This is a genomic window from Ideonella sp. (genome assembly GCF_041287625.1).
Lineage (GTDB): Bacteria > Pseudomonadota > Gammaproteobacteria > Burkholderiales > Burkholderiaceae_C > Ideonella.
Window position 1 is genome coordinate 128118 of sequence record NZ_JBGGNH010000043.1, and the last position, 12791, is coordinate 140908.

The following is a 12791-nucleotide window of genomic DNA, read 5'->3' on the forward strand; positions in this document are numbered from 1 at the left end:
CTGTCGCTGCTTCATCGCTTGGCGGCGCCGATCACCAGGCTGATCGGCAGCGTCGGGTCTGACCAGGCCTGCGCCTCTTCACGCAGCAGGTGCAGCGTGCGCGGATGCAGGCTGGCCCACTCGGCACCGGTCTGCAGCGTGACCTTGTCGGCCTTGCGCTGCAGTTGCAGCGACTGCGGCGTCGGTTCATCGCCGCCGCGCGCGTGGCACAGGATTACCGCCAGCCGCAGGCTCAGCAGCTGCAGCACCGCGTCGCCGCGGCGGATCAGCTCGTCCACCTTCTTCAGCCCGCCGCGCTGGCCCAGCACCAGCTCGGCCAGCTGGCGCTGCTCGCTTTGCGACCAGCCCGGCGCGTCCACATGCGCCAGCAGGTACGCGCTGTGGCGGTGGTGGTCATGGTGCGAGACCATGCGGCCCAGTTCGTGCAGCTGCGCAGCGCGGCGCAGCGCGGTCACGGCCTGTTCGTCTGGCTCTGCCACCACCTGGCCATACAGCTCGGTGGCCACATCGGCCACACGCGAGGCTTGCGCGGTGTCCACCTCGAAACGCTTTTGCAGCACCCGCACGCTGTCGGCATGGGCATCCCCGCCAGGTGCGCGTTCGTGCGCCAGCAGACGGTCGTGCAGGTCGACGATCACACCCTGGCGCAGCGCGCCCTTGGCGGGCAGCAGTTCGTCGATCTGGAAGTGCATGGCCAACGTGTACAGGATCGCCAGCCCGCCGCCGATCACCGGCTTGCGGTCCGCCTTCATGCCGGGCAGGTCCAGCTTGTCGGCATGGCCGGCTTCGATGCAGCGCTGCATCAGCCAGCGCAGGCCTTCGGGCGTGATGCGGCCATCGGTCACGCCGCAGTCCTGCAGCACTTCAGAGACGGCGCCCGCGGTGCCCGAGGAGCCCAGCGCCTCTTTCCACAGCGAGCGGGCAAACGGCTGCAGTGCTTCTTCGAACTCGGCACCAGCGGCGATCTGCGCAGCGCGGAAGGCCTCGGCGCTGAAGCGGCCATCGGCGAAATAGCGCATCGACAGGCTGACGCTGCCGACCTGGAACGACTCGGCGCGGCTGGGCGTGCGGCCGCAGCCGAGGATCATCTCGGTCGAACGCCCGCCGATGTCGATCACCAGCCGCTCGGCATGCGAGGGCTGCAGCTTGGCCACCCCGGCATAGATCAGGCGCGCTTCCTCGCGGCCGGAGATGATCTCGATCGGAAAGCCCAGCGCCTCTTGGGCGCGGATCAGGAAGGCATTGCGGTTGCGGGCCTCGCGCAGCGTCTGCGTGGCCACTGCGCGCACCTGCCCGGGCCGCATGCCGGCGAGCGTGCCGGCAAAGCGGCGCAGGCAGGCCAGGCCGCGCTGGCTCGCTTCTTCGGTCAGCAGGCCTTGGGCATCGAGGCCGGCGCCCAGGCGCACGGTTTCCTTCAGATACTGCAGCCGACGGTAGCGGCCATCGCGCAGCTGCCCGATTTCCAGGCGGAAGCTGTTGGAGCCTATGTCGATGGACGCGAGCGGGCCCGAGGCGGGCGGTTGGGCAAAAGACGCGGCAAGAGGCATGGGGCGGCATTGTGCCCCGCGGTGGCGGGCAGCCTGGTGAAGCAGGCCCTGTGTTTGGGTGATGACCGGGCGGACCGCGGGGATGGTCCCCGGCTTTTAGAATGCCCCTCCCTGATCACAGCGAGAGGAGGCCGCCCATGCAGCACACGCCATTGCCGGACACGATGCCCGAAGCCGCGGTGAATCAATTGGCGGACGATGCCCAAGCCTTGCTGCCCCAGGCCGCGCCGCCTTCGCGCCGCGAATTCGTGCGCGCCGCGCTGGGAACAGGCTTCGCCGCCGCGGCCATGCCCATCATGGCGCAGACGGTGATCAAGACGCCCAGCGATGGCCTGCTGGTCGGCGAGGTGACGATTCCCGTCGGCGACTTCAAGATGCCCGCCTACCGCGCGGTGCCGCAGGGCAAGACCAACGCGCCGGTGGTGCTGGTGATCAGCGAGATCTTTGGCGTGCATGAGCACATTGCCGACATCGCGCGGCGCTTTGCGAAGCTGGGCTACTGCGCGATTGCGCCGGAGCTGTTCGTGCGCCAGGGCGACCCGGGCAGCTACGGCGAGATCGCCAAACTGATCAGCGAAGTGGTGGCCAAGGTGCCGGACGCGCAGGTCATGGGCGACCTGGACGCCACCGTCGCCTGGGCCAGGGCGCAGGGCATGGACACCAGCAAGCTGGGCATCACCGGCTTTTGCTGGGGCGGCCGCATCACCTGGCTGTATGCCGCGCACAACCCGGCGGTGAAGGCCGGCGTGGCCTGGTACGGCCGGCTGGCGGGTGAGCCGAACGCGCTGTCGCCGAAGAACCCGGTGGACCTGGTGGGCGAGCTGAAGGCGCCGGTGCTGGGCCTGTACGGCGGCAAGGACACCGGCATCACGCTTGACACGGTTGATACGATGAAAAAGGCGCTGGCCAATGGCAGCCCTGCGGCGAAACAGTCCGAGTTCGTGGTCTACCCCGAAGCCGGCCATGCCTTCAATGCGGACTACCGTGCCAGCTACCTGAAGCCTGCCGCCGACGATGGCTGGCAGCGCTGCAGCGCCTGGTTTCGGCGCTTCGGCGTGGCCTGAGCTTCTCGCAGCAGTTTTCGAATCCGTCCCTGTTTCCAGCCGCGTCCTTCCGGGGCGCGGCTTTGTTTTTGCCTGACCCATGACGCTGTTCTACATTGTGCTGTCCACGCTGATCGGCGGCGTGCTGTCGGTCGTCGTGGCCGCGTCGCTGACCTTTGCCGTGCTGAGCAAGCTGGTCAAGCACCTGGTCAGCCTGTCGGCCGGTGTGCTGCTGGGCACTGCCCTGCTGCATGTGATGCCCGAGGCCTTCGAGGGCGGCAAGGCCGAGCCGCACACGCTGTTCGCGGTGCTGCTGGGCGGGCTGCTGTTTTTCTTCCTGCTGGAGAAGGCCGAGCTGTACCGGCATGACCATCACCACGAAGGCGACGGGCACCACCATCATCACCACTTCGATGCGCAGCAGGCGGGTCGTGGCGGCTTCAGCGTGCTGCTGGGCGACAGCATCCACAACTTCTGCGATGGCGTGATCATTGCCGCCGCTTTCCTGGCCGACCCGCACCTGGGGCTGACGACCTCGATCGCGATCATCCTGCACGAAATCCCACAGGAAGTCGGCGACACCATCGTGCTGATCAACGCCGGCCTGAGCCGCAAGCGCGCGCTGTTCTACAACGCGCTGTCCGGCCTCGCTGCCGTGGTCGGTGGCGTGCTGGGCTACTACGTGGTGGGCGCGTGGGTGGGCGTGATGCCGTACCTGATGGTGGCCGCGTCCAGCAGCTTCATCTACGTGGCCGTGGCCGACCTGCTGCCGCAGATGCAAAAGCGCCTGCCGTGGCGCGACCTGGTGTCGCAGATCGTCTGGATCGGCGCAGGACTCCTGCTGGTCTCATTCGCCATCAGCTTCATGCATGAGTGAATGAAGCACCCGGCTTCGCGACATACGCGAAGCCACCCGCCGGGCGGGTAGGCGCAGCCGCTTGGGAGCGGCCCGGCGCCGCTGCGCTGGTGGCGCAACGAGCCGCGTGGCTGACGCTGCTACCCGCGAACGGTGGCCTTGGTGCGGCTCACTTGACCACGAGCACCGGGATCTTGCAGTGCGTCAAGACCTTCTGCGTCTCGCTGCCCAGCAGCAGCGCGCTGACGCCGCGGCGGCCGTGGGAGGCCATCACGATCAGGTCGCAGCCTTTGTCCTTGGCCAGGTCGACGATGGCTTCCCAGGCGTGCACGGCTTCGACGGTGAAGGCGGTGCAGGGCACGCCAGCAGCGGCTGCAGCGTCGGTCACGATCTTGACGCGGGCGGCAGCAATGCGCTCCTGCGCGTCATAAAACTCCTGCGGTGGCACCGGCTGCATTTCGCTGATGGCGCTGTACGGGAACGGCTCCTTGACGCTGATGGTCGTCAGCTTGGCCCCCAGCGTGCGGGCCAGCGTGGTGGCGGCCAGCACGGCCTGGGCGGTGATGTCGGAACCGTCGGTCGGCACGAGGATGTGTTGGTACATGCGGCACTCCTTTCAGCGAATGGGTGGAGACAGTGTGGACCCGCCTCGCGGCAAGGGCTTGATCTGCCTCAAGCCCTGAAGGGGCAAACGGAATGCCGCCGACCTTCCGCCCCGGTTCAGCTCCTGGCAACCGGCCGTGCCGGGTCGGCCGACCATTCGCTCCACGAGCCCGGATACAGCGCGGAACCCGTGAGGCCCGCGTGTTCCAGCGCCAGCAGGTTGTGGCAAGCGGTGACACCGGAGCCGCATTGGTTCACCACCTGCCCGGGCTTCAGGCCCATGGCTTCGAAGGCGGCACGCAGCGTGTCCGCCGGCAGGAAGCGGCCGTCGGCACCGAGGTTGTCTTTGAAGAAGCGGTTCAGTGCGCCGGGGATGTGGCCGGCAACCGCGTCCAGCGGCTCGGTCTCGCCGCGGAAGCGCTCACCCGCGCGCGCGTCCAGCACCGTCACCTGGCCGAGCAGGCGCAGTAGCGCGTCGGCCTGCACGGTCGGCATCGTCGTGTCGCCCAGGGGGTAGGTTGACGCAGGTTGGGCTGGCGCTGCTTCGCCACTTTCGACAGCGCCACCGGTGGCCTGCCACGCGGCCAGGCCACCGTCGAGCACTGCCACTGCGCCATGGCCCAGCCAGCGCAGCATCCACCAGGCGCGGGCGGCATACGGGCCGCCCTGCAGGTCGTAGCAGACGACGCCGCGCTCGGGGGTCAGGCCCCAGCTGGCGACGGTTTTGGCAAAGGCCTCGCGTGAGGGCAGTGGATGGCGGCCGCCGCGGATCGAACCTTCCGGGCGCTTGGGCGCGCTGAGTTCGCGCTCCAGATGTGCGTAGCGCGCACCGGCGATGTGCCGGTCCAGGAAGGCGCGCTCGCCGGCGCTGCTGTCCGTCAGGTCGAAGCTGCAGTCCAGCAGCAGCGGTGGCGGCGTTTGCTGCAGCAGCGCTTGCAACTGCTCGGCGGTGATCAGCGGGGCCCAGGGCTTGGCGGCGGTGGTCATGGTGCGGTGCTCCTTGGTCGGCGAAGTATCAGGTGTCTGTGGGTTCGGGTGCGTCCGGCGCGGCCTTGTGGCGCAGCAGCGTGGCAGCCAGGCCGGCGGCGATGATCAGGCCCATGCCCATCAGCGCAGAGCCGGTGATGGGATCGTGGAACACCAGCACGCCAAACAGGAAGGACCAGGCGATGCCCAGGTACTGCAGGCTGGCGTTGGTGAGCACCCGGCCGATGGCGTAGGCGCGTGTCATCAGGATTTGCGCGCTGGTGGCCAGCAGGCCGGTGGCAATCAGCAGCAGCGCGCCGGTCAACGTGTGGCCGTGAAAGCCGCTGTCGCTGAGCGCCAGCGTGCCGCCAGCCAGCAGTCCGCCGAGCGAAAAATAGAACACCACCCGGTATTCGGGTTCGCCCACGCGGCCCAGTGCCGTGACCTGCAGGTACGCCAGCGCCGACAGCATGCCGGATACCAGCCCGCACAGCGCGCCGATCAGTTGGTCGCTGCCCACCGATGGCTTCAGCACCAGCGCCACGCCGGCAAAGCCGACCAGCACCGTGGCAATCAGCCGGCCGTCGACCCTGGACGCGCCGAGCAGCACCGCGCCGCCGATCAGGAACAGCGCCATCCAGACCGAGGACATGTAGTTCAGCGTGATGGCGGTGGCCAGCGGCAGCTTGCCGATCGCATAGAACCACAGCACCAGCGCCGACACGCCGACCAGGCTGCGCCACACATGCATCATCGGCACGCTGGTGCGCAGTGTGCCGCCGCGCCAGCGCGCGATGCCGGCGATGAACAGCGCGCCGATCAGCCCGCGGTAGAAGACGATTTCCCCGGCGCTGTACTGCTGCGAAGCCAGCTTCACGCACACACCCATGGTGGCGAACAGGAAGGACGACAGCACCATCAGCCATGGCGGAGAGAGGCGGAAGTTCATCGAGCGTGGGGTTGGGTCATCGGTAGGCGAGGCCCATGGCTTCGCGCACGTCTTTCAGGGTCTGGCGGGCGACGGTGCGGGCGCGCTCGGTGCCCAGCTCCACCACCCATTGCAATTGCTTGGGCTGCGACAGCCAGGCTTCCGCGCGTTCATGCCAGGGCTGCTGCTGAAGGATGATGGCGTCGATCAGCGGCTGCTTGCAGTCCAGGCACCCAATGCCGGCGCTGCGGCAGCCCTGGGCCAGCAATTCGCGCGTGCTGTCGTCGCTGTAGACCTGGTGCAGCGGCCAGACGGGGCAGCGCGCCGGCTCGCCCGGATCGTCGCGGCGCACGCGCTGCGGGTCGGTGGGCATGCGGCGCAGCTTGTCGGTGACCTGTTCGGGGGGATCACGCATCGCGATGGCGTTGTGGCCGCCGTTGCCGGGGGTCTTGCTCATCTTGTCGCCGTCCAGCCCGGGCAGGCGCGGCGTGTCGGTCAGCAGCGTGGCCGGTTCGGGCAGCACTTCGCGGCCATGGCGGTGGTTGAAGCGGCGCGCCACCTCGCGGGTGATCTCGACGTGCGGTGCCTGGTCTTCGCCCACGGGCACCAGCGTGCCGCGGTAGAGCAGGATGTCGGCCGCCTGCAGCAGCGGGTAGCCGAGGAAGCCGTAGCTGGCCGGTTCGCGCTGGCTGCCAGGCTCGGCGCAGCGGGCCTGCCAGTCCTTGTAGGCGGGCGTGCGCTCCAGCCAGGACATGGGGGTGTGCATGGCCAGCAGCGTGAACAGCTCCGCATGTTCGGGCAGCCGGCTCTGGATGAACAGCGTGGCGCGGTCCGGGTCGATGCCGGCGGCCAGCCAGTCGACCACCATGTCGTAGACCCGGCGCTCCAGCGCGTCTTCATGCTGGCTGGAGGTGGTCAAGGCATGCCAATCGGCGACCAGGAAAAAGCAGTCGTGCGCATCTTGCAGCTGCACCCAGTTCTTCAGCGCGCCATGGTAGTGGCCGAGGTGCAGCGCGCCGGTGGGGCGCATGCCGGAAACAACGCGGGCTCGCATGGGGAGGCTTTCAGGCGCGACGGGGAGCCGGCGATTCTGGCAGAGCAGGCGGGCGCTTACACTCTCGCGCCTCATGAAGCGAATCGTCATCCTGCTGTCCGGGCGGGGCAGCAACATGCAGGCCGTTGTCGAATCCTGCGCGGCCGAAGGCTGGCCGGCGCAAGTCGCCGCCGTTGTCAGCAACCGGCCCGATGCCGGCGGCATTGCCTGGGCTGCCGAGCGCGGCATTGCCACCGCGGTGGTCGACCACCGCGGCTTCGACGGTCGCGAAGCCTTCGACACCGAGCTGGCGCGTGTCATCGACGGCTTCCAGCCGGACCTGCTGCTGCTGGCAGGCTTCATGCGCATCCTCGGCAACGGCTTTGTCCGCCACTACGAGGGCCGCATGCTCAACGTGCACCCGTCGCTGTTGCCGGCCTTCACCGGGCTGCACACGCACCGCAGGGCCATCGCGCAGGGCTGCAAGCTGGCCGGTGCCACGGTGCATTTCGTGACGCCGGAACTGGACCATGGCCCCATCGTGGCGCAGGCCATCGTGCCGGTGCTGCCAGGTGACGACGAGCAGGCACTGTCAGAACGTGTGCTGCAGCAGGAGCACCGGCTCTACCCGCTGGCCGCGCGCTGGTTCGTCGAGGGCAAGCTGCAGTTGCAGGACAGCGTGGTGCGGCATCTGGACGGCGCGTCCCAGTTGCTGAGCTGAAGCTCAGAGCAGGCCGGCGGCGATGTTGACCGTCAGCGCCAGCACGGCCGTGTTGAACGCAAACGACAGCACCGACTGCAGCAGCACCACGCGCCGCATGGCGCGCGTGGTGATGGCCACGTCGGCCGTCTGCGCCGCGACAGCAATCGTGAACGCAAAGTACAGCAGGTCGCTGTAGTTGGGGCTGAAGCTGGCGTCGGTTTCTGGGAACCGCAGCCCGGCGGGCGGCTTCTCGGCGTGGTAGCAGGCAGCGTAGCTCAGCGTGAACTCCATGGGCACCAGCAGCCAGGCGCCCAGCACCGTGCCCGCCGCCAGCAGCACATGTGGCGCGGCCAAGTCCATGCCGTTCTGCTTGATCCAGCTCAGCTCCATCGCAATGGCCACCAGGCTGGCCAACGTTGCGGTAATCACCACGCTGAGCACCACGGGCGCGCTGTCGGCCTGGGCGCGGGCAAAGCGCAGCAGATGGCCGTGGTCGGCTCTGGCCATCAGCCATGTCATGGCGATCAGGTAGAACCAGACACTGGTGTTCCAGCCGGTCAGTGCGCGAGTCACCACGTGCCAGTCGCCGGGCGTCAGCAGCGCCACGGCCAGCCCGAGCGCGGCCGCGATTGCCAGCCGCGGCCGGTACTGCAGGTTGTGCTTCAGGTGCCTCAGCGTCTGCATCAGGCGGACGGAATGCAGACGCAATTGGCACTGAATCGGGCCGCTCTGCGGCGAAGCGTGTGCCTGCTGGGATAATCCATGGATGCATCCTAATGCCCTGCTGGATCTGGCCACCGAATTGCTGCGCCAGGCACTGAAACTCGACCAGCCGGCCGACATGGTCGTTTCCAACTTCTTCAAGCACCACCGCGAGCTGGGTCAGCGCGAGCGCCATGCGCTGGCCGAGACCACTTATGCCGTGCTGCGCCAGCGCCTGCTGTGGGCTCACCTGGCGCAAAGCGGCAGCGGCGCGCTGGAGCGCCGCCTGGCCATCCTGGCATGGCAAGGCACCGACGGCCAGCTGCGCGGCGGCATGGGCCCGCACGAGCAGAAATGGCTGGCCGAGGTGCGCGAGATCGACCAGGCGACGCTGCCAGAGAAGTTGCGCCACAACCTGCCGGACTGGCTGGCCAACCCGCTGAAGGCGGAACTTGGCGAAGACTTCTGGCCCCTGGTGGCCGCCATCAGCGGACAGGCGCCGCTGGACCTGCGCGTGAACACGCAGAAGGCCAAGCGCGAGGATGTGATCGCCGAGCTGAAGGAAGCCGGCATCGAGGCCGTGGCCACGCCGTATTCGCCGTGGGGCCTGCGCATCCAGGGCAAGCCGGCGCTGCAGAAGCTGCCGCTGTTCATCCGCGGCGACGTGGAGGTGCAGGACGAAGGCAGCCAGTTGCTGGCGGCCCTGGTGGCGCCCAAGCGCGGCGAGATGGTGGTGGACTTCTGTGCCGGCGCTGGCGGCAAGACGCTGGCGCTGGGCGCGCTGATGCGCAACACCGGCCGGCTGTACGCCTTCGACGTGTCCGGCTACCGGCTCGAAGGGCTGAAGCCGCGGCTGGCGCGCAGCGGCCTGTCCAACGTCTATCCGGCGCAGATCGCCCATGAGCGAGACGACCGCATCAAGCGACTGACCGGCAAGATCGACCGCGTGCTGGTCGATGCGCCTTGCTCCGGCCTGGGCACGCTGCGGCGCAACCCGGACCTGAAGTGGCGCCAGTCGCCCAAGGCGATCGAGGAACTCACCGTCAAGCAGACGGCCATCTTGGACAGCGCCGCGCGCCTGGTCAAGCCGGGCGGCCGGCTGGTGTATGCGACCTGCAGCCTGCTCAAGCGCGAGAACGAGGACATTGCGCTGGCCTTTGCGGCCGCGCACCCGGACTTCGAGCCGCTGCCAGCCGCTGCCGCGCTGGCCTCTGCGCAGGTCGAGCGCACCGACGAACTGGACCGCGACGGCATGCTGCGGCTCTGGCCGCAACGCCACGCCACCGACGGCTTCTTCGCCGCCGCCTGGCAGCGCAAGAGCTGAATCGCACGCGGGATCCCGGGCATTTGCCCAGGCTCTGCACAGCGCGCTTGATCCCGGGCAACAGGCCGCCATCTTGGGGTAAGCGACTGTTTAGCGGCCCAGTTTTTGCCTTCATCGGCCGGGGGCCGACCCCTACAATTCACAACCCTCGCCGGGCAGCTTCCTCAGGATGCGTCTGGCGTCCACGCGACTCTTCGCGATTCTTCGTTGGGCGACAAGACTTCGATGGCTGACTTCCAAACCGTGTTTTCCGCGCTGATCGACTGGGCCGCCAACGGCTTGCTGGACCTCAGCGCCTGGCAGGTCGTGCTGGTCACGCTGGTGCTCACGCACATCACCATCGCATCGGTCACGATCTTCCTGCACCGGGCGCAGGCGCACCGCGCGCTGGAACTGCATGCCATCCCGTCGCACTTCTTCCGCTTCTGGCTGTGGATGACGACCGGCATGGTCACCAAGCAGTGGGTGGCGATCCACCGCAAGCACCACGCCAAGTGCGAGACCGACGAAGACCCGCACAGCCCGCAGGTCAAAGGCATCGAGACGGTGATGAAGCGCGGCGCCGAGCTCTATCGCGCCGAGTCCAAGGTCAAGGAAACCATGGACAAGTTCGGCCACAACACGCCGAACGACTGGATCGAACGCAACCTGTACACCCGCTACAGCGCCTTGGGCGTGTCGCTGATGCTGATCATCGACGTGCTGCTGTTTGGCGCGCTGGGCGCCACCGTCTGGGCGGTGCAAATGGCTTGGATCCCGATCTGGGCCGCGGGCGTGGTCAATGGCGTGGGCCACTACTGGGGTTACCGCAATTTCGAGGCGGTCGACGCGTCGACCAACATCTCGCCCTGGGGCATCGTGATTGGCGGCGAAGAGTTGCACAACAACCACCACACCTACCCGACCTCGGCCAAGTTCTCGGTCAAGCCTTTTGAGTTCGACATCGGCTGGGGCTACATCCGCGCGATGGAGATGCTGGGCCTGGCCAAGGTCCGCAAGACCGCGCCGCAGCTGCAGCTGGGCGAGATCAAGCCGGCGGCCGACGCCCACACGCTGGAGGCCATCATCGCCAACCGCTACGAGGTCATGGCCAACTACGCCAAGCAGCTGCGCCGCGCCTGCTCGACCGAAGTCGCCCGCCTGAAAGCCGAAGGCAGCGCCAGCGGATCGGCCTGGACCAACCTGCGCATTGCAGAGCGCTGGCTGCATCGCGACGCCGAGAAGATCCCGACCGACCTGCGTGTGCAGGTCGACAGTGCGCTGCACAGCGCCCCGGTGCTGCAGCAACTGGTGGCCATGCGCGAAGAGCTGCGCCAGCTCTGGACGCGTACCAACGTCTCGGCCGAGCAACTGGTGGCGGACCTGCAGGACTGGTGCCGCCGCGCCGAGAGCAGCGGCATTGCCGCGCTGCGCGACTTCTCGATGCAGCTGCGCGCCGCCCGCGCCTGATGCCGATTCCCTGCTGAGCGCCTTCGGGTGCTGCGCGACCAAGGCCCGCCACGCGCGGGCTTTTTCATGGGCGCTTTCCGGGGCAACAAAAAACCCGCCAGCGGCGGGTTTTTGAGCAAGGTGCCAGGCTGAATTACTTCAGCTTGATTTCCTTGTACAGCACGTGCTTGCGTGCCTTGGGGTCGAACTTCATGAATTCCAGCTTTGCAGGCGTGGTCTTCTTGTTCTTGCTCGTGGTGTAGAAATGACCAGTGCCGGCAGTGGATTCCAGCTTGATCTTCTCGCGTCCGCCTTTGGATGCCATGGTGTCGCTCCTTCAGTGTTTAGGCTTGACCGCGGGCACGCAGGTCGGCCAGCACGGTGTCGATGCCCTTCTTGTCGATGAGGCGCAGACCAGCATTGCTAATGCGCAGGCGAACCCAGCGGTTCTCGCTCTCGACCCAGAAACGACGGTATTGCAGGTTCGGCAGGAACCGGCGCTTGGTTTTGTTGTTGGCGTGGGAAACATTGTTCCCGACCATGGGCTTCTTGCCCGTGACTTCGCAGACGCGTGCCATGAGGACACTCCGATACTTGTCATACAGCGACCGCCTCCGGCCCGCAGCAGTCTGAACTGCAGGTTGGAGGCAGCGGCCTCACCTCGCCAAAAGGGTGGCGGTAACCCGTGCATGTCGCCGTCCAGCCTTCAGCTGTACACGTCCATGCAGCGCCTTCACGGCGCAGGAAAGCCCGCGAGTATAGCCGGTTTGCCGGCGTCTGCACAGGGCGGGACGAGCCGACAGGCCACGACGGCCCGCCGGGGAGCCACTCAAAGGTCGTGCTGCTCCAGGAACCGCTGCGCATCCAGCGCGGCCATGCAGCCGGTGCCGGCCGAGGTGATGGCTTGGCGGTAGACGTGGTCCTGGACATCGCCGGCGGCGAACACGCCCGGCACGCTGGTCATCGTCGCAAAGCCGTTTTGGCCGCTCTTGGTGACGATGTAGCCGTCCTTCATCTCCAGCTGGCCCTGGAAGATGTCGGTGTTCGGATGGTGGCCGATGGCGATGAAGCAGCCCTTGAGCGCGATGTCCTCGGTCGCGCTGCCGTCCACCTTCTTCAGCCGCACGCCGGTCACGCCGCTCTGGTCGCCCAGCACCTCGTCCAGGGTTTGGTGCAGGTGCAGCTTGATCTTGCCCTGCGCGACCTTCTCGTGCAGCTTGTCGATCATGATGGCCTCGGCGCGGCACTTGTCGCGCCGGTGCACCAGGTGCAGCGTGCTGGCGATCTTGCTCAGGTACGTCGCTTCCTCGACCGCGGTGTTGCCGCCGCCGACCACGGCGACCTCCTGGCCGCGGTAGAAGAAGCCGTCGCAGGTGGCGCAGCCGCTGACGCCGCGGCCCATGAACGCTTCCTCGGACGGCAGGCCGAGGTACTTGGCCGATGCGCCGGTGGCGATGATGAGGGCGTCGCAGGTGTAGCCCCCGGAGTCGCCGACCAGTTCGAATGGGCGCTTCGACAGGTCGACCGTGTTGATGTGGTCGAAGATGATCTTGGTGTCGAAGCGTTCGGCATGCTTCAGGAACCGCTGCATCAGGTCCGGCCCCATCACGCCGTCGACGTCGGCCGGCCAGTTGTCGACGTCGGTCGTCGTCATCAAC

The 12791-nt window shown here is 67.5% G+C and carries 14 protein-coding genes; 5 read left to right on the forward strand and 9 right to left on the reverse strand.

Annotated features, from left to right (window positions below; genetic code table 11):
- Nucleotides 1-11: 11 nt before the first annotated feature.
- On the reverse strand, nt 12-1547 hold the full coding sequence (locus ACAH41_RS17390) for a Ppx/GppA phosphatase family protein (RefSeq protein WP_325656624.1): 1536 nt from the start codon (nt 1545-1547) through the stop codon (nt 12-14).
- Between the two features lie 137 nt (nt 1548-1684).
- Between ACAH41_RS17390 and ACAH41_RS17395 the strand changes: the two genes are divergently transcribed.
- Both ACAH41_RS17395 and ACAH41_RS17400 read left to right on the forward strand, forming a co-directional pair.
- Entirely contained in the window at nt 1685-2611 is a 927-nt protein-coding gene (locus tag ACAH41_RS17395) for a dienelactone hydrolase family protein (RefSeq protein WP_325656622.1), read from the forward strand.
- A 79-nt stretch (nt 2612-2690) separates the two neighbouring features.
- Nucleotides 2691-3467, forward strand: coding sequence for a ZIP family metal transporter (locus tag ACAH41_RS17400; RefSeq protein WP_325656620.1), 777 nt, complete (start codon nt 2691-2693; stop codon nt 3465-3467).
- Nucleotides 3468-3615: 148 nt separating this feature from the next.
- On the opposite strand, the gene ACAH41_RS17405 is transcribed toward ACAH41_RS17400, so the two are convergent.
- The 4 genes from ACAH41_RS17405 to trpS form a co-directional block, all read right to left on the reverse strand.
- Nucleotides 3616-4050 (reverse strand): universal stress protein, encoded by a 435-nt coding sequence (locus ACAH41_RS17405; protein ID WP_325656618.1) that lies wholly within the window; start codon nt 4048-4050, stop codon nt 3616-3618.
- A 116-nt stretch (nt 4051-4166) separates the two neighbouring features.
- The gene (locus ACAH41_RS17410; protein ID WP_325656615.1) at nt 4167-5036 is read right to left on the reverse strand and encodes a sulfurtransferase; all 870 of its coding nucleotides are present in this window, start codon (nt 5034-5036) and stop codon (nt 4167-4169) included.
- 28 nt (nt 5037-5064) lie between these two features.
- Complete coding sequence (locus tag ACAH41_RS17415) at nt 5065-5964, reverse strand: DMT family transporter (protein WP_325656613.1); 900 nt, start codon at nt 5962-5964, stop codon at nt 5065-5067.
- A 16-nt stretch (nt 5965-5980) separates the two neighbouring features.
- Nucleotides 5981-6997, reverse strand: a complete 1017-nt coding sequence (gene trpS / locus ACAH41_RS17420) for a tryptophan--tRNA ligase (protein ID WP_325656611.1) — start codon at nt 6995-6997, stop codon at nt 5981-5983.
- Nucleotides 6998-7070: 73 nt separating this feature from the next.
- Here trpS and purN point away from each other — a divergent pair, with 73 nt between their 5' ends.
- Entirely contained in the window at nt 7071-7697 is a 627-nt protein-coding gene (gene purN / locus ACAH41_RS17425; RefSeq protein WP_325656609.1) for a phosphoribosylglycinamide formyltransferase, read from the forward strand.
- 3 nt (nt 7698-7700) lie between these two features.
- Here the strand turns inward: purN and ACAH41_RS17430 are convergent, their stop codons facing one another.
- Complete coding sequence (locus ACAH41_RS17430; protein ID WP_325656607.1) at nt 7701-8363, reverse strand: DUF1345 domain-containing protein; 663 nt, start codon at nt 8361-8363, stop codon at nt 7701-7703.
- An 82-nt stretch (nt 8364-8445) separates the two neighbouring features.
- Between ACAH41_RS17430 and ACAH41_RS17435 the strand changes: the two genes are divergently transcribed.
- Nucleotides 8446-9705, forward strand: coding sequence for an RsmB/NOP family class I SAM-dependent RNA methyltransferase (locus ACAH41_RS17435; protein WP_325656605.1), 1260 nt, complete (start codon nt 8446-8448; stop codon nt 9703-9705).
- Nucleotides 9706-9930: 225 nt separating this feature from the next.
- Nucleotides 9931-11154 carry a fatty acid desaturase gene (locus tag ACAH41_RS17440; protein WP_325656603.1) on the forward strand — a complete coding sequence of 408 codons (1224 nt, stop codon included), beginning with the start codon at nt 9931-9933 and terminating at the stop codon, nt 11152-11154.
- A 133-nt stretch (nt 11155-11287) separates the two neighbouring features.
- On the opposite strand, the gene rpmG is transcribed toward ACAH41_RS17440, so the two are convergent.
- The 3 genes from rpmG to ACAH41_RS17455 all read right to left on the reverse strand — a co-directional run.
- Complete coding sequence (rpmG, locus tag ACAH41_RS17445) at nt 11288-11458, reverse strand: 50S ribosomal protein L33 (RefSeq protein WP_325656601.1); 171 nt, start codon at nt 11456-11458, stop codon at nt 11288-11290.
- Nucleotides 11459-11477: 19 nt separating this feature from the next.
- Nucleotides 11478-11711: a 50S ribosomal protein L28 gene (gene rpmB, locus ACAH41_RS17450; protein WP_141286814.1), complete on the reverse strand. Its 234-nt coding sequence runs from the start codon at nt 11709-11711 to the stop codon at nt 11478-11480.
- 251 nt (nt 11712-11962) lie between these two features.
- A partial coding sequence (locus ACAH41_RS17455) for an FAD-dependent oxidoreductase (protein ID WP_370538388.1) occupies nt 11963-12791 on the reverse strand: 829 nt, incomplete at its 5' end.